Annotated in this window: 20 protein-coding genes; 12 read left to right on the top strand and 8 right to left on the bottom strand. The window is 69.1% G+C overall.

Features of this window, described 5'->3' with window-relative positions; genetic code table 11:
- Nucleotides 1-78: 78 nt before the first annotated feature.
- The 7 genes from ABIE67_RS22265 (at nt 79) to ABIE67_RS22235 (ending at nt 6,398) form a co-directional block, all read left to right on the top strand.
- A complete protein-coding gene (locus ABIE67_RS22265) occupies nt 79-1,887 on the top strand; it encodes a bifunctional UDP-sugar hydrolase/5'-nucleotidase (protein WP_370260211.1) in 1,809 nt (602 codons plus the stop codon).
- Between the two features lie 93 nt (nt 1,888-1,980).
- The gene (locus ABIE67_RS22260; protein ID WP_370260209.1) at nt 1,981-3,222 is read left to right on the top strand and encodes a DUF2993 domain-containing protein; all 1,242 of its coding nucleotides are present in this window, start codon (nt 1,981-1,983) and stop codon (nt 3,220-3,222) included.
- A 246-nt stretch (nt 3,223-3,468) separates the two neighbouring features.
- Nucleotides 3,469-3,594: a hypothetical protein gene (locus ABIE67_RS22255; protein WP_370260207.1), complete on the top strand. Its 126-nt coding sequence runs from the start codon at nt 3,469-3,471 to the stop codon at nt 3,592-3,594.
- Between the two features lie 63 nt (nt 3,595-3,657).
- On the top strand, nt 3,658-3,786 hold the full coding sequence (locus ABIE67_RS22250) for a hypothetical protein (protein WP_370260203.1): 129 nt from the start codon (nt 3,658-3,660) through the stop codon (nt 3,784-3,786).
- An 81-nt stretch (nt 3,787-3,867) separates the two neighbouring features.
- Nucleotides 3,868-5,634 (top strand): ABC transporter ATP-binding protein, encoded by a 1,767-nt coding sequence (locus ABIE67_RS22245; protein ID WP_370260199.1) that lies wholly within the window; start codon nt 3,868-3,870, stop codon nt 5,632-5,634.
- Between the two features lie 78 nt (nt 5,635-5,712).
- Nucleotides 5,713-6,003: a hypothetical protein gene (locus ABIE67_RS22240; protein WP_370260196.1), complete on the top strand. Its 291-nt coding sequence runs from the start codon at nt 5,713-5,715 to the stop codon at nt 6,001-6,003.
- Nucleotides 6,000-6,398 carry a hypothetical protein gene (locus tag ABIE67_RS22235; RefSeq protein WP_370260193.1) on the top strand — a complete coding sequence of 133 codons (399 nt, stop codon included), beginning with the start codon at nt 6,000-6,002 and terminating at the stop codon, nt 6,396-6,398. The genes ABIE67_RS22240 and ABIE67_RS22235 overlap by 4 nt, the downstream gene beginning before the upstream one ends.
- A gap of 37 nt (nt 6,399-6,435) precedes the next feature.
- On the opposite strand, the gene ABIE67_RS22230 is transcribed toward ABIE67_RS22235, so the two are convergent.
- The 5 genes from ABIE67_RS22230 to ABIE67_RS22210 all read right to left on the bottom strand — a co-directional run bounded on the left by ABIE67_RS22230 (nt 6,436) and on the right by ABIE67_RS22210 (nt 10,737).
- A complete protein-coding gene (locus ABIE67_RS22230; protein ID WP_370260189.1) occupies nt 6,436-7,206 on the bottom strand; it encodes a carbonic anhydrase in 771 nt (256 codons plus the stop codon).
- Nucleotides 7,207-7,368: 162 nt separating this feature from the next.
- Nucleotides 7,369-9,444: a pectinesterase family protein gene (locus ABIE67_RS22225; protein ID WP_370260185.1), complete on the bottom strand. Its 2,076-nt coding sequence runs from the start codon at nt 9,442-9,444 to the stop codon at nt 7,369-7,371.
- A 118-nt stretch (nt 9,445-9,562) separates the two neighbouring features.
- Entirely contained in the window at nt 9,563-10,117 is a 555-nt protein-coding gene (locus ABIE67_RS22220; protein WP_370260181.1) for a hypothetical protein, read from the bottom strand.
- Nucleotides 10,118-10,186: 69 nt separating this feature from the next.
- Nucleotides 10,187-10,468, bottom strand: coding sequence for a hypothetical protein (locus tag ABIE67_RS22215; protein WP_370260177.1), 282 nt, complete (start codon nt 10,466-10,468; stop codon nt 10,187-10,189).
- A complete protein-coding gene (locus ABIE67_RS22210; protein WP_370260173.1) occupies nt 10,465-10,737 on the bottom strand; it encodes a hypothetical protein in 273 nt (90 codons plus the stop codon). Before ABIE67_RS22210 ends, ABIE67_RS22215 begins: the two co-directional genes overlap by 4 nt.
- Nucleotides 10,738-10,921: 184 nt before the next feature.
- On the opposite strand from ABIE67_RS22210, the gene ABIE67_RS22205 reads away from it, so the two are divergent.
- From ABIE67_RS22205 to ABIE67_RS22185, 5 genes are all read left to right on the top strand, one after another.
- Nucleotides 10,922-11,755, top strand: a complete 834-nt coding sequence (locus tag ABIE67_RS22205) for a helix-turn-helix domain-containing protein (RefSeq protein ID WP_370268810.1) — start codon at nt 10,922-10,924, stop codon at nt 11,753-11,755.
- A complete protein-coding gene (locus ABIE67_RS22200; protein WP_370260168.1) occupies nt 11,752-11,955 on the top strand; it encodes a DUF397 domain-containing protein in 204 nt (67 codons plus the stop codon). Before ABIE67_RS22205 ends, ABIE67_RS22200 begins: the two co-directional genes overlap by 4 nt.
- Complete coding sequence (locus tag ABIE67_RS22195) at nt 11,952-12,167, top strand: DUF397 domain-containing protein (protein ID WP_370260164.1); 216 nt, start codon at nt 11,952-11,954, stop codon at nt 12,165-12,167. The genes ABIE67_RS22200 and ABIE67_RS22195 overlap by 4 nt, the downstream gene beginning before the upstream one ends.
- Nucleotides 12,168-12,377: 210 nt before the next feature.
- Entirely contained in the window at nt 12,378-12,728 is a 351-nt protein-coding gene (locus ABIE67_RS22190; protein ID WP_370260159.1) for a DUF6247 family protein, read from the top strand.
- Nucleotides 12,725-13,084 (top strand): hypothetical protein, encoded by a 360-nt coding sequence (locus tag ABIE67_RS22185; RefSeq protein WP_370260155.1) that lies wholly within the window; start codon nt 12,725-12,727, stop codon nt 13,082-13,084. Before ABIE67_RS22190 ends, ABIE67_RS22185 begins: the two co-directional genes overlap by 4 nt.
- Here ABIE67_RS22185 and ABIE67_RS22180 read toward each other — a convergent pair.
- From ABIE67_RS22180 to ABIE67_RS22170, 3 genes are all read right to left on the bottom strand, one after another.
- Nucleotides 13,059-14,504, bottom strand: coding sequence for an ATP-binding protein (locus ABIE67_RS22180; RefSeq protein ID WP_370260153.1), 1,446 nt, complete (start codon nt 14,502-14,504; stop codon nt 13,059-13,061). The two genes, ABIE67_RS22185 and ABIE67_RS22180, sit on opposite strands and share 26 nt — an antisense overlap.
- Nucleotides 14,501-15,238 (bottom strand): response regulator transcription factor, encoded by a 738-nt coding sequence (locus ABIE67_RS22175; protein WP_370260151.1) that lies wholly within the window; start codon nt 15,236-15,238, stop codon nt 14,501-14,503. Before ABIE67_RS22175 ends, ABIE67_RS22180 begins: the two co-directional genes overlap by 4 nt.
- Nucleotides 15,239-15,345: 107 nt before the next feature.
- On the bottom strand, nt 15,346-15,534 hold the full coding sequence (locus ABIE67_RS22170) for a hypothetical protein (protein WP_370260149.1): 189 nt from the start codon (nt 15,532-15,534) through the stop codon (nt 15,346-15,348).
- Nucleotides 15,535-15,541: the final 7 nt, after the last annotated feature.

The raw sequence follows: 15,541 nt of genomic DNA, 5'->3' as shown, positions 1-15,541 counted from the left end.
CCCCCTGTCGCGCTACGCGCGTTGACTCTAGGCTGCCGCCCGACGGGGCCATGTCACTCACGACTCACAGGGGGGCGGATGTCAGCCACATCCCACCAGCAGCACCGTAGACGCCGTACCTACGCATTCGTCGCGGCCGCCGCCGGGCTCGCCACCGTCGGCGCGCTGGCCGCGGCGCTTCCCGCGACGGCCGGGGAGAGCTCCCAGAAGCACGGCGGCGGGTACCACTTCAACCGCTACCAGGACGTCCAGCTGCTGTCCTTCAACGACCTGCACGGCAACCTGGAGCCGCCGGCCGGCTCCTCCGGCCGGGTCACCGAGGTGCAGCCGGACGGGACGACGAAGACCATCGACGCGGGCGGCGTCGAGTACCTCGCCACGCATCTGCGCCAGGCGCGCGAGGGCGAGAAGTACTCCATCACCGCGGCCGGCGGCGACATGGTCGGCGCCTCCCCGCTGATCTCGGGCCTCTTCCACGACGAGCCCACCATCGAGGCGCTGAACCAGCTCGACCTGGACGTCACCTCGGTCGGCAACCACGAGTTCGACGAGGGCGCCAGGGAACTGGCCCGTCTGCAGAACGGCGGCTGCCACCCGACGGCCGGCTGCTACACGGACAAGGAGTTCGAGGGCGCCGACTTCCCCTACCTCGCCGCGAACGTCCTCGACGAGAAGACCGGCAAGCCGATCCTCAAGCCCTACTGGGTGTGGAAGAAGAAGGACGTCAAGGTCGGCTTCATCGGCGTGACCCTGGAGGACACCCCGGGTGTCGTCTCCGCCGAGGGCGTCAAGGGCCTGAAGTTCAAGGACGAGGTCGAGACGATCAACAAGTACGCCAAGGTGCTCCAGCGCCAGGGCGTGAAGTCGATCGTCGCGCTGATCCACGAGGGCGGGGCCCCGGCGTCGGCGTCGTACAACTACGACTGTGACGCGCCCGGCGCGGGCGACGGCATCTCCGGCCCGATCGTCGACATCGCCAAGAACATCACGCCGCAGGTCGACGCGCTGGTCACCGGCCACACGCACGCCGCGTACGTCTGCACGATCGACGACCCGGCGGGCAAGCCGCGCATGGTGACGTCGGCAGCGTCCTTCGGCCGCCTCTACACCGACACGACGCTGACGTACGACCGCTTCACCGGCGACATCGCCCGTACGGCCGTGAAGTCGGCGAACCACGTGGTCACCCGGGACGTCCCCAAGGCACCCGACATGACCAGGCTGATCGACGAGTGGAACACCCTCGCGGCGCCCATCGGCAACCGCGCGATCGGTTACATCTCCGCCGACATCCCCAGCACCGGCACGGAGTCCCCGCTCGGCGACCTGATCGCCGACGCGCAGCTGGCGTACGGCAAGGAGCTGGACCCGGAGACCGACCTCGCGCTGATGAACCCGGGCGGCATCCGGGCGCCGCTGACCTACGCGGCCAAGGGCAGCGAGGGCGACGGTGTGGTGACCTACGCCGAGGGCTTCACGGTGCAGCCGTTCTCCAACACGGTGAACCTCCAGGACATCACCGGAGCGCAGCTGATCCAGGTGCTCAAGGAGCAGGTGAGCGGCACGAACGCGGCCTCGCCGAAGATCCTGCAGATCTCCTCGGGCCTGACGTACACGCTGGACCTGACGAAGTCGGGCGCGGACCGTGTGGTGACGGATTCGATCAAGCTGAACGGGGAAGCCGTCAACCCGACGGCCACCTACCGCGTCGCCACGAACAACTTCCTCGCGGGCGGCGGCGACGGCTTCACCACGCTGGGTCAGGGCACGAACGACCTGGTGGGCACGGACGACCTGACGGTGCTGGAGAAGTACCTGACGGCCAACTCCTCGGCCACCAGCCCGATCGCGCCGCCGGCGGCGAACCGGATCACCGTCGTGAAGTAGTTCAACGCGGTAGTCGGTGAACGGGCGTGAACTAGATCGCAAACCTCCGGTAGAGGTTGCGGGTGGGGGGTGTGCGCATGGTCGGATGGGCCGATGCGTTCCCCCCACCACATATCGACGCATCCCTATACAAACCCCTACGAGGAGCTCGGCAGACTGGACGACGGTCCGATGGGCGACGGCCCGCTGGACGAGTTCCTCCACGAGGACGTACGGGAAGAGCCGGAAGCGCCGGATGAGGCGGAGGCCCAGGACGATCCCTGGGTCCCGCCCAACCACCGCCGCAACGGCCGCCGCCGACGCCGAGGCCGCTTCTCGGGGCTTCCGCTCGCGATGAAGGCGGTGGTCGGCGTCCTCGTCCTCGCCGCCTTCCTCACCCTCGCCGACCGTTGGGCCCTCCTCTACGCCGAGCGCAGAGCGGCGGACACCCTCAAGGACCGCCTCGACCTGTCCGCGGCCCCCGAAGTCGAGATCGGCGGCTTCCCCTTCCTCACCCAACTCGCCGACGAGCGACTGGACTCGGTGAAGGTGACGGTCCCCGACGTGGCCGCCGACCGGGTCTCGCTCGCCCAGGTGACGGCGACGGCACGAGGCGTACGGCTGGACACCGACGGCCCGACCTCGGTGCGCGGCGCCGACGTCCCCCATCTGGAGGGCGACGTCCTGCTCTCCTTCGCCGACCTGAACCGCGAACTCGGCGCGTCCCAGGTCACGTTCACCGGTGAGGGCCATGACCGCGTCCGGGCGCGCGGCACCCTGCCGGTCGCCGGGCACGACCTCAGCCTGCGCGCCGAGGCCCGCATCGTGCGCAACGGCGACCGCGGCATCGCCACGCACATCGGCGGCATGCGCCTGGACATCGGCGACCTGGCCACGTACCGCCCCGGCGCCCGCAGCTCGGAGGGCCTGCACCTGAGCCGGAAGTCGGCGGCGCGCCTGGCCCAGGAGACCCGCAAGGCGAAGGCACTCCTGTCGATCCCGTCGGTCGTACGGCGCCTCGGCGTGCCCGACTCGGTCGTCCGCGCGGCCCTGCGCAACGAGTCCAAGCTGACCGACCTGACCGGCACCCCGCGCTTCGTCCACCAGGCGATGCGGCTCAACCTCATCGACCTGGCCCTCGACCACCCCCAGCTCCTCAAACTGCTCGGCTTCGACCCCGCCCTCCTCGACGCCCTCCCCCGCCTCACCCGCCCGGCCCTCGCCGACCAGCTGTCCCTCGGCTTCCGCCTGCCGGAACCGCCGAGCGGGCAGGTGTGGTTGCGGGATGTGCGGGTGGAGGAGGAGGGGATCAGGGTGCGGTTGGAGGGGGCGGGCCTGGCGATCGGCGGGAAGTAGGTCCGGCGGGTCCGGAAATAAAACCTGTGTGAATTCCGATTCGGTTCCCGGGTGTCCCTGAAAATCAGTCTCAGGCTCAATTCATCGAGGTCTCAGCCAATTTGGCTTTTTCCGGCTTCCGCGTCCCGTAGTGTTTTCCATGTCGAAGCGAACGACGCAAAAGCGAAGACAGCGAAGACAGCGAAAGCCATCGAAGACAGCGAAAGCCGTCGAAGACAGCGAAAGCCATCGAAGAAGGAGAGCCTCATGAGCTTCCACAAGATCGCCCCGGTGAAGAAGACCCGCAAGCCCGCCGCCCCGGCCCCGACGCCGAAGAAGAAGGCCCACAAGAAGGTCACTCCGAAGCGTCGCCCCGTGGGTCACCGGAACTGACAAAGGGTCTGACAAAGAATTCACTCAGGTAAATCCAAGTAACTCACAGAAAAGAGAAAACCCATGAGCTTCCACAAGATCGCCCCCGTGAAGAAGACCCGCAAGCCCGCCGCCCCGGCCCCGGCCGCCAAGAAGAAGGAATGCGCGAAGAAGGCCGCCCCGAAGCGCCGGCCGGTCGCGCACAAGGGCTGAGGCAGACGGACGAGGCGGGGTCACCGGAGCGCTCGGGCTCCGGGGCCCCGCCTCCGTCATGTCCGGGAAAGGGACTTGAGCATGAGTGAAGTGCGTACGGCCTTCCGGCGCTTCTGGCCGCTGACGCGCGGGGACCGGAAGTGGCTGGGGGTCGTCGTGGCCTGCGTGGTGGTGGCCGCGCTGGCCGAGACCGCCTCGATCCTGCTGTTCGCGGAGCTCACCGACAACGCGCTCAAGGCCGGTTCACTGGCGGCCTTCTGGGGTCCGGCGGCGGCCTGGCTGGGCGTGGCCGTGCTGGGTGCGCTCGTCGGCTACCTCGGCAACTCGCTCGCCACCTGGACGGCGGAGAGATTCGTGCTGCGGCTGCGCGCGAAGGTCTTCCGACATGTGCAGGACATGCCGCCGCACTTCTTCCAGAAGCACCGGCAGGGTGACCTGGTCGAGCGGCTCACCGGGGACGTCGAGGCCATCGAGGAGATGGTCGTCTCGGGCGTGGTCGGCACGGTGGCGGCGGCGTTCTCGGCCGTCTTCTACTCCTTGGCCGCCCTGTATCTGCGCTGGGACCTGGCCCTGGCGACCTTCGTCCTGGCGCCCCTGTTCCTCCTGACCGCCCGCCACCTCGGCGGCCGTATCCGCAGCGCCTCCCAGGACGAGCGGGTCGCCGACGGGGCGATCACGTCGGTGGTCGAGGAGTCGCTCGGCAACGTGGTCCTCACCCAGGCGTACAACCGCCGCCGCGACGAGGAGAAGCGGCTCGACCGCGAGGCGCGCGCCTGGATGAAGGCGTCCGTGCGGGGAGCGCGGCTCAGTGAGATGTACGAGCAGTTCGTCGAGGTCGTGGAGACGGTCTGCGTCCTGGCGGTCATCGGCCTCGGCGTCTGGGAGATCTCGGCCGGCCGCATGACCCTGGGCCAGCTCCTCGCCTTCGCCGCCTTCATCGGCTACCTCTACCCGCCGGTCCGCAACCTCGGCCAGCTCGGCCTCACCCTCACCGCCGCCACCGCCGGAGCCCAGCGCCTCCGCGAGATCCTGGACGCCGAGCCGGCCGTGACCGACCCCGCCGAGCCGGTCGCGCCGTGGCCGGTCCGCGGCTGGGTCGGCTTCCACGGGGTGTCCTTCCGCTACCCGGGGGCGGCCCGGGAGTCGCTGACCGACCTCACCTTCACGGCCGGCCCCGGCGAGCTGGTGATCATCACGGGCCCGAGCGGCGCGGGCAAGTCCACGGCGGCCAAGCTCCTCACCCGCTTCTACGACCCCGCCACGGGTGTGATCAGCCTGGACGGCGTGGCGCTCCCGCACCTGGAGCTGGAGTTCCTGCGTGAGAACGTCGCGCTGCTGCCCCAGGAGACACTGATCCTCAACGGCACCGTCCGCGAGAACATCGCGTGCGGCCGGCCGGGCGCGACCGACGAGGACATCGAGCGGGCGGCGCGTACGGCCGCGGCGCACGGCTTCATCGCCGCGCTCCCCGAGGGATACGACACCCGCATCGCCCCCGGCACGGCGGCCCTGTCCGGCGGCCAGCTGAAGCGGATCACGATCGCCCGCGCGATGCTGCGCGCCGCGCCCGTCCTGGTCCTCGACGAGTCCACGGCCGGCCTCGACTCGGTCGCCGCCCGCCAGGTCGTCCAGCCACTGCGCCGCCTCATGTCCGGCCGTACGACCATCATGATCACCCACGACCTGAGCCTGGCTCCGGACGCGGACCGGGTGCTGGTCGTGGACGGCGGCCGGCTGGTGGAGGCGGGCACGCACGCGGAGCTGGTGGCGCGGGGTGGGACGTATGCGCGGCTGGCGGGGCCGGGGGTGGGGGCCATGACGGAGGAGACGCTGGTCCTCAGGCTTTGATCGCCGGGGGTCTCACACGTTCGGCGGGCCGGGCAGGAAATCGCACCACCTATACCGTGGCGCGACTATGGTTATGGCATGGCAGAGCACACGACCATCCAGGTGTCCCGGCAGGCCCGCGACCAGCTCGCCCAGGTCGCCAAGGAGCGGGGCATGACTTTGGGGCAGTTTGTCGAGCAGTTGGCCTCGGAGCAGCCCACGGCGGCGCAGATCGCCGAGCGCGTGGCGGCGGACCGGCAAGTTGTCCGTGACGTGATCGGTCTCGACATCAGCGACGAGGAGTTCGAGAAGGCGCCCGACGTGCTGGGCAACATCAACCGGATCGCTGCCGAGAAGGTCCGCATGGCCCGTGGAGCGGCGGCCGCGTGATCATTCTCGACACCGGCGCCACCCGTGCCCTTGCCGATGGGCACAAGACGCTGAACCTTCTCGCCGGGAACATGGCCCGTACTCCGGGCGACCTCCTCCGCATTCCCGCAGCCTGCCTGATGCAGGCGGAGTCGGAGGACGCGGAGGCTGCACGGCGGGTGCTCGCCTTCTCCTCGGTCGTCGTCGATCCCCTGGACACGATGGCGGCGGTCAGCGTCGGCACGATGATCAGGGACGGATACGGCGGCGCCGACACCTGCCACGCCCTGTACTGCTCCTTGCCGCGCGCGGAGTTCGCAGGGATGTCGATCCTGCTCACCGACCGGGAGCAGGACTATCCGCCGGGCGTGGTCACCGTCGACATCGACTCCCCCGGCATGCTCGGCTTCCACTGACGCCGGGCATGCCGGGTGCGGTCTGTCCCCGCGGTCGTCAGACGACCCGCTGGACCCGCTGGGTCGTCAGGTCGTAGCGGGCGCCCACGATGGCCAGTTTGCCGGTGCTGACCTTCGCGGCGAGGTCGGGCTCCCCGGCCAAGCGGGTGCGGACGGCTCGGACGTTGGCGTCGATGGTGGAGGCGATGCGGGCGTCGCCCTCCTTGGCGCGGTCTATGTTCGGGGCTATCTGGTCGGCTACGTACTGGATGTGGGCCGGCAGCCGGTCACCCGACTCGTCCGCCGTGACGGCGGCCTTCACGGCACCGCACGACTGGTGGCCGAGCACCACGACCAGGGGGATGTCCAGTTCGAGCACGCCGTAGGCGACGCTGCCGAGTACGGCCTCGTCCAGGACCTCGCCGGCGGAGCGCACGGTCATCAGGTCACCGAGGCCCTGGTCGAAGACCAGCTCCGGCGGGACCCGGGAGTCGATGCAGCCGAGGATGACGGCGAAGGGATGCTGGGCCGACGTCAGGGCCTGCCGTACGGAGGGCGACTCGTCGGGGTGCCGCTCACGGCAGGTGCTCCAGCGCTGGTTGCCCGCGGCGAGTTCACGCAGGGCCTCCTGGGGCGTGCTGGGCCGGCGGCGCGCGGGGGCGGCGGGAGCGGCGGAGGCGGGAACCGCGCCGAGGGCGGCGGTGGCCCCCAGCGCTGCGGTCCCGGTGAGCCCGAACCGCAGGAGTGCGCGGCGGGCAGGAGAGGCAAGGGCGAACCGCTTGTGTGCGGATGCGGTCGGCTGAGCGCCGACGGCTCTGTCAGAGTTCACGGGGTGGAACGTACGCCCGAAATTCGAACCAGAATCTCACCTTGCGAAATCATGGGCGGGCGCGGGGGAGTCATGATCGATCGTTTGACTGCTCTTGACGATCCCCCGCGCCGGCCTTGACGTTGAGCGGACGAGCGGCGGCCCGCAGGCTCAGGAAGGGTCTCAGGAAGCCGTGGGCGTCCAGTCGCCCAGCCAGTCCGCGACCTCCTGTCCGGCGGCCTGGGCGTCGGTCAGATGCGGGCGGTTGGAGCCTGCCGCGCCGGAACCCGGGCCGGTGTTCTTGTACTCGGCGAAACGGTCGTCCTTCCAGGAGAAGCCGCTCATGTCGGTCCACGGCGTGGACTTGACCGCCGCGCTGAGAGTCGTGTTGCGGACCGTCGTCTGGGGGTCGAGGGTCGCGTCGCCGCCCGCGTGCCAGGGGCGCCCCAGGAAGAAGCTGGACGCGGAGACGTCGCCGTTCACGGCCGAGTTGGCGATCAGGATGCCCTTGCGGTTCGCGGCCGTGCTGGGGGCGGTGACATAGCCGGCCGACGTGCCGTCCCAGCGCTTCTTCAGGGTGATGACCGAGCGGTCGATCACGGCTGACGCCCGGCCGAAGATGAAGTCGACGTTGCCGGTGATGTAGGAGTTCCTGACGTAGACCCGGCCCAGCCTGTCCTTCGCGGCCGTGTCCAGCAGCAAGGTGTCCTGGTCGCCCTCGGTGATGATCCCGTCCAGGAACACCTTGTCGGCGGCGGTGCGCAGGGCCACGGCCTGATGGCCGCTCAGGTTCTGGTTCGCCTTCTCGTCGAAGTCGTTGGAGATGGTCAGGTTGCGGGCCTGGAAGTCGTCGGCCTCGACGGCGACAGTGGCGCTGCCGCCGGTGCCGTAGGTGCCACCGCCCGGCTTCGGCGTCCCGGCCGCGTTGTTGTAGACGATCACCGTGTCCTTACGGCTGCCCCCGGTGCCCTGGATGGTGACGTGCGGCTTGTTGGAGGGCACCTTGACGGTCTCCCGGTACGTGCCCGGCTTGACGGCGATCACGACCCGCGACGCGTTGTTGGCGGGTACGGCGTTCACGGCCGCCTGCACGGTCGAGTACTGCCCGCTGCCGTCCTTGGCGACGGTGAGGGTCGTCGCGGCCGCCTTGGTGCTCGTGCCGGCACTGCTGGTCGTACCGATCGAACTACGCGGTCCCGCCTCCGACTTGAGAAGCGCCGGCAAGTTCGCCGCCGCGTCGAGCGCGTACGCGTAGTACGTCTTCGGATCGAAGGCCGTGCCGCCGCTCTCATTACGGCCGCTGGTACCGGAGAAGACGCTGCCGCGCTGGACGAGCGTTGCGGTGCTGTCCTTGATGACGGGGTTGTTCATGCCCTGGAAGTAGGAGTTCTCCAGGACCATCTTCGTCTTGCCGCGCGAGTAGTTGCCGTACGACGACTTGATGTCGGTGCCCGCCACGTCCTCCAGGAAGTTGTTGTAGAGGTGCGCGTGGGCGGCGTTGTCGGTGGAGGGGTTGCGCTGCTCGGTCTCGCGGATCCAGTTGTGGTGGATGGTGATGTCCGTGACGACGTTGTCCGTCCAGCCGATCCCGAAGGCCTTGTTGTCGTTGCTCAGCTTGTTCCAGGACACGGTCACGTTCGTGCTGTCCTTGCGGACGTCGATGAGCCCGTCGGCCATGTGCCGCAGGTCGTTGTGATCGATCCACACATGGTGGGCGCCGTCCATCTGGATCGCGTCGAAGTCGTGGTCCTTGTCGTTCCAGATGCCCTGGTAGGCGTCCCGGATGGTCAGGTTCCGGATGATCACGTTGTGCACGCCGGTCCCGAGGAAGAAGCCACCGCCGACGATGTGCCCGGCCGTTCCGGACCCCACGATGGTCTTGTCCGACTGAACCTTGATCTCTTTCCCGACCGGGTTCATGGTGATGGTCCCGGCGACGACGATGACGTACGGCTCCGCGGCCGTCGCGTACTTCTCCAGGTCGGCCTGCGTCCTGACGGTGACGATCTGCGCGTCCCGCCCGCCGTAAGTTCCGTTCTGGCCGAGGGAGTTGAGGGAGGCGAAGCCGTCGGCGGTGGCCTTGGCCCAGGCGGGGGCGGCGGCGGTCGCGGCGGCTGCCCGCTGCTGTGCGTCGGCGCCCAGGAAGCCGAGGTCCGTGCCGTAGGCGAGGACGCCGGAGACGGTCAGGGCCAACGGCACCCCGACCGCCAGGGCCTTACGCCCTCTGCGATGACGGGCCTTGCTGTGCTGCTCACTCATGCGGCGATCCGTTCCGTGCGGGGGTGGTTGCTCCGAGGAGCGGTCGCCGCCGCGCACGGAAAGGTTGCCGGGGTGAGGTGCGCGGGTGAGATGTACGGGTGAGTTGTGCGGGGTGACTTCAGCCGGCGAGACCGGCCCGGCGCAGCAGCTTCAGCCAGTCGTCGTACTCCACCAACTCGTCTTCGACCAAGGCGATGTGCGCATACTCCGGTGTCGCCAACCGGTCCAGAAAGAACGCCTCCAGGCTCGGCGCGAGCCGCTCGAAGCGCTCCGCGTCGACCCACTCCCAGTGGTCGTCCGGGATGCCGAGGACGCCGCCGCTCCCCGCGCGGTCGAGGAAGACCGGTGTGTCGTGGATCAGTCCGACGCAGAACAGCTTCTCCGGGGACAGCTCCAGCGGGGAGCCGACCACCGGCCCGCAGTAGAACTGGTGCTCCTCGGCCTCCTCCAGCCCGAAGAGCTGCACGGACGGCCCGCAGCTCGCCCCGTCCAGCACCCGGCAGAAGTCCAGGAACTCCCGTGGCACGCCCTCGGCCTCCGCGGCGGCCGCTGTCCCCTCGTCGACCGTCCCGCCGAGCGTGAAGCTCAACAGGTCCGTGCTCTCCGCCAGCACCGACCGCAGGGCGGCCACCGTCGTGACCAGACGGGACGATGCCGGGTTCGCGCCGGTCACCTGTCCATCCCCACTTGATGTTGATGCTGACCGGCCGCAGGTTATGCCCCGGAGGTGCGGGCAGCGCGTTCAGGGGATACGCCGGCCTCGGCTGGTCGCGACGCGGAGTGCGTCGCCCAGTGACTCGACCGCCCTGGTGAGCGCGAAGCGCACCGCGCGCTCACCCGCCTTGGCGTCGGCGAGGACGGCCCTGGCTCCGGCGAGTACCTGTTCACCCGAGTCCAGTTGGGCCACCTCCATGTCGTCGGCGAGTCGGGAGAGCCTGCTGTGGTCGCTGTCGGCGCTGAGGTAGCAGGGTTTGCCGTCGGGGGCGGTCCAGGGGAGGAGGCGGAGTTCCTCGGGGGCGCTCATACGGAGACCTCCTGTCCGGCCGTCCTGCGGCGCAGTTCTGCATCGATGCCGTAAGTGGCGATCCAGTGGGCGCGGCGGCGTTGCAGGATCCGTTCGCGCTCGCAGGGGCATACGCGTACGTGGACGGGGTGGCGGGGAGCCGTGGGCAACGGCCGTGTGGCGAGCGGGGGTTGGGGCGGGGTGGCTCGGTGGCGTCCCCGGGTCGGGAGCAGTACTCGTACGAGTGCGATCAGTAGCGATTCGATGAGTCGGGCGGTACGTTCGCGCATGTCGGCGCTCCTTGTAAGCGTCGGCCACGCCCCCGGGCCGAGCTGCATCGGTCGCGGGGGTTTTGGCATGGCAGGGGTCTGACGAGCGGTGATTACCGTTCGTGCCCTGATCGTCACAGGTGCGGCGTACTCTGCGGAAGAGGTTCGGTGTTGTCTGGGGCGCCAGGCAACGGGGAGGGGTGACGTGGGCGAAGTTGTTGACGGGGAGCGGGAGTCGGGGCGGGCTGCGCTCGGACGGACGCTGAAACTTCTCCGGGAGAAGGCGAGTAAGTCGCTGGGCCAGATGGCCGACGACACCGGGTACGACAAGAGCTACCTGAGTCGGCTGGAGTCAGGTGAGCGGCTGTCCAAGGTGGCCGTCATGGAGGACCTGGACAGCTATCACAGCTCGGGTGACCTGCTGGTTCGCCTGTGGCGCGACGCGCGCAAGGAGGTCGTCAAGGACAAGTACAAGAGGGTCATGGAGCTGGAGGCGACGGCCCGGCTCATGTGGATGTTCCAGCTGCGCGTGCCGGGCTTGTTGCAGACCGAGGACTATGCGCGGGCGGTGTTGTCAGGGTTGTCTGGAGCCCAGACAACGGCTGGCAACGGTGAAGAAGTCGAAGAACAGGTGGCGTTGCGCATGGGACGGCAGGAGTTGCTGTACCGCGATCCGGCGCCGAGTCTCCGCGTGATTCTGGACGAGGGGGCGCTGCGGCGCCCGGTTCCCGACCCGCAGGTGTGGACGGACCAGTTGTCCCATCTGCTGGAGGCTGCGGAGATGCCCTCGGTCGCCCTACAGGTGCTGCCGTTCACTGCTGGAGTGCACGACCTCATGAGCAGCGACCTCACCCTGTTGTGGCAGCGAGCCGGAGATCCCGTTGCCTACGTGGAAGGCAACGGTTTCGGGGAGCTGTTCGAGGATCTGGACAGGGTTCTGGCCTTCCGCTTGTCCTACGATCTGGTCAGGGACGCGGCGCTGACTCCGGTGGAGTCGACGGCGTTCATCAAGCGCCTTCTGGAGGAGTGCAGACCATGAACCGAACCCCCGACCTCACCGCCGCCGTGTGGCGCAAGTCGTCCTACAGCGACGGGGGAACATCGAACTGTGTCGAGGTCGCAGACGGCTACACCGGCGTGGTCCCCGTCCGCGACAGCAAGGTCCCCGCAGGCCAGGTGCTGCTCTTCGCGGCGTCATCCTGGTCCGCGTTCGTGCACGGCGTGAAGGAGACCGCGTGACCCCTGACCTCACCGCCGCCGTGTGGCGCAAGTCGAGCTACAGCGCCGGTGGAGACAACGACTGTGTCGAGATCGCCGACGGCTACCCTGCCGTCGTCCCCGTCCGCGACAGCAAAACCCCGACGACCCGCCCCCTGATCTTCTCGGCGTCGTCCTGGTCCGCCTTCACCGTCGGTGTCAAGGCGCACACGGGCATGCCCACCGTCGGGTGAAGCGGGCGGGAAACCGGGACGGACAGGGGTTCGGGCCGGTCACGGTGGCGTCATGACAGAGAACACGATCACCGGCGACGAGCTCGATCAGGGGCTGGACGCGTCGACGACCCCGCTCCCTCCGGCGGAGCCGGCTCGCGGACGCTCGGCGTGGGGACGGTGAGCGCGGTTATGGTCGTAGACACGACGCGTCGAAGGAGGACACCGATCATGGCTGCCCACGCTGCGGAACCCGATCACGTCGTGCCTCCGATGCCCGAGCGGACCCCGAAGGCGCTTCGCAGGGCCATCGCCGAGCACACCCCTGAACTTCTTCCCGACTTCGACGCGCACTGGAAGTGGGCGATCGCCGACACCTACGACATCGGTCCCTTGGCGGCGTTCATGGCCCGCTGGTGGGGTCAGTACGCTCTCGCCCGCGACCCCAAGCTGGACGCGCACGTTCGCGATCTCGAACACCGAGCGGCGTACGAGTGCACCGACATCGCCGAAGCCAAAGCCCTCCTCGAAGAGGCGTCGAAGATTCATTACCGGGTCCGAGAACTGGAGCCCGGCGAGTGACTGATGGGTTCATGGGGCCGCCTTGGCAGGCGGACTGGCGGATCGATGCGCTCGTCACCTTCGAGGCACTGCCCGACCACGTTCGTGAGATCGTCCTCGCAGCGCGCGCTGAACTGGTCACGGCGAAAGACCCGTATTTTCACGGCATCGATGCTGATGCCGGACTTCCGGACGGCTTGAGGGTCATGCCGGACCAGTCCACTGCTCCGAAGGGCCGCCACATCTGCTTCTTCGACTATGGAAACGGCTGGCTGAAGTACAGCTTCGTCCGCCGAACCGAAGATCCGCAGATCGTGGTGGAGGAAGTCTTCTGGCAAGGAGCTGAGCCTCTTACACCGCCTCCGGCGGCGGAGTAGGGGCCCCGGGCAGCCGTACCGTCGCCACCGTGCCGCCGTCTTCCGCGGGGGCCAGGATGACCTGGCCCCCGGCCTGCTCGACGGTCCGGGCCACGATCGACAGGCCCAGCCCCGAGCCGGGCAGCGCCCGCGCACTCGGCGAGCGCCAGAAGCGGTCGAAGACGTGGGGGAGTTCGTCGGTGGGGATGCCGGGGCCGTGGTCGCGGACGGTGAGGACACCGTCGTTCAGGGCGACCTCGATCGTGCCGCCCTCGGGGCTGAACTTCACCGCGTTGTCGAGGACGTTGACCACCGCGCGCTCGAGCGCCGACGGTTCCGCGCGGACGTACCAGGGCTGGAGGTCGGCGGTGATCGTCAGTTCCGGACCGCGGAGCCGGGCCCGGCGCAGGGCCGACTCGACGGTGTCCTGCAGCGAGACCACCTGGACGCGTTCGCCCCGCTGGCCCTCCGAGCGGGACAGCTCCTGCAAGTCGCCGATCAGGGAGGCCAGTTCGGTCATCTGCGCCTTGACGGAGGCGAGCAGCGCCTTGCGGTCGGCCTCGGGGATCGGACGGCCCGTCTCCTCGCTGCGGGTGAGGAGTTCGATGTTGGTGCGCAGGGAGGTCAGGGGAGTGCGGAGCTCGTGGCCGGCGTCGGCGATGAGCTGCTGCTGGAGCTCGCGGGAGCTGGCCAGGGCGGAGGTCATGGAGTTGAAGGAACGGGAGAGGCGGGCCACCTCGTCCTCACTCTCTTCCTCCACCGGGATCCGGACACTCAGATCCTCGGTACGGGCCACGTGTTCGACGGCCTCGGTGAGCTTGTCGACGGGGCGGAGGCCTGCGCGGGCTACCGCGAGGCCGGCGGCTCCGGCGCCGATAACGCCGACTCCGGAGACGAGGAGCAGGATCAGGGCGAGGTCGTTGAGAGTGGCTTGAGTGCCTTTCAGAGGTACACCGACCACGAGGGCGGCGTCCGACTCGGCCCCGGTGACCGAGTCCCTGAGGGTGATGGGGAACGTCAGGACACGTAGGTCGTCGCCGGCCTCGTTGGTGCCGTTGCGGAAGAAGCCGTCGCCGCCCCTCGTGATCGCGTCCTGATCGGACTGGGTGACGTTGACGACGCCCAGCGAGTTCGGGAGGAGACAGGGAGTTCCGTCAGCCTTGACCACCTGTGAGTAGGTGGTCCGGAAGTTGTTGAGCGTCTGCTGGGGGGTCTGCGTGCACTCGGTGTACGCGTCCCCGATCTGCGCGATCTGCTGCGGTCCCTTGATGGCCGCGACCCTCTTCAGGTCCTCGTCCACCTGCTGGTACAGCTTCCCCTGCACGATGAACCAACACGTCACCGAAACCGCCGCCACCGCGAACGCCACCGCCGCCGCCACCAGCAGCGCCAGCCGCGACCGGATCGGCAGTGACCGGTACCGGCGCAGAACCCTCTTCACTCCGCCCCACCCTGCCGCAGCACATATCCCACACCCCGAACCGTGTGCACGAGCCGCGGCTCGCCGCCCGCCTCGGTCTTGCGGCGCAGGTACATGACGTACACATCGAGGGAGTTGGAGGAGGGCTCGAAGTCGAAGCCCCAGACCGCCTTCAGGATCTGCTCACGCGTCAGCACCTGGCGCGGATGCGCCATGAACATCTCCAGCAGCGTGAACTCCGTACGGGTCAGCTCCACCGGCCGCCCACCCCGCGTGACCTCCCGCGTCGCGAGGTCCATGCGCAGGTCCGCGAAGGTCAGCGCCTCGTCGTCCTCCACCGCGCCCGCACCGGCCGCCGTAGCGTAGGAGCTGCGCCGCAGCAGGGCGCGGACCCGGGCGAAGAGTTCGTCCAGTTCGAAGGGCTTGACCAGATAGTCATCCGCGCCCGCGTCCAGTCCCGTCACGCGGTCGCCGACCGTGTCACGGGCCGTCAGCATGAGGATCGGCGTCGTGTCACCGGCGCCGCGGATGCGGCGGGCGGCGGTCAGGCCGTCCATGCGGGGCATCTGGATGTCCAGGACCACCAGGTCGGGCCGGTAGGCGGTCGCCTTCTCCAGGGCGTCGGCGCCGTCGACCGCGACCTCGGTGTCGTACCCCTCGAAGGCGAGGCTGCGCTGGAGTGCTTCGCGCACCGCCGGCTCGTCGTCGACGATCAGGATGCGCTGGGGGTCACGGTCGCCATCGGCGGGGCTCATGGGCTCGGGATCCTCGGGGTGCGGTGGGACAGGGGGCTGGGCGGCTGAACGCCTTCAGCCTCGCATGATTCTGAGCCTGCTCGGCCTGCTCGGCCTGCTCGACCTCGTCAGCCTCGTACGGTGCGGCGGCGGCCGCGGGCGGCGGTCGTCCTGCGGCCGGCGCTCAGGCTGACGGTCGCCAGCTCCGGCGCCCGGGACGGGGCCGTGGGCGCGTGCAGGGCGCCGGCGACCTCCAGGGCGAGGGCGAAGTCGGCCGCGCCGACACCGGTCGTGTTGTGCTCAACCTGCTGGATCATGACGTGC

Origin of the sequence: Streptomyces sp. V4I8 (assembly GCF_041261225.1) — a bacterium.
GTDB lineage: Bacteria > Actinomycetota > Actinomycetes > Streptomycetales > Streptomycetaceae > Streptomyces.
Note: the sequence above shows the minus strand (reverse complement) of the source record. Positions and strands in the feature narration are given on the sequence as shown.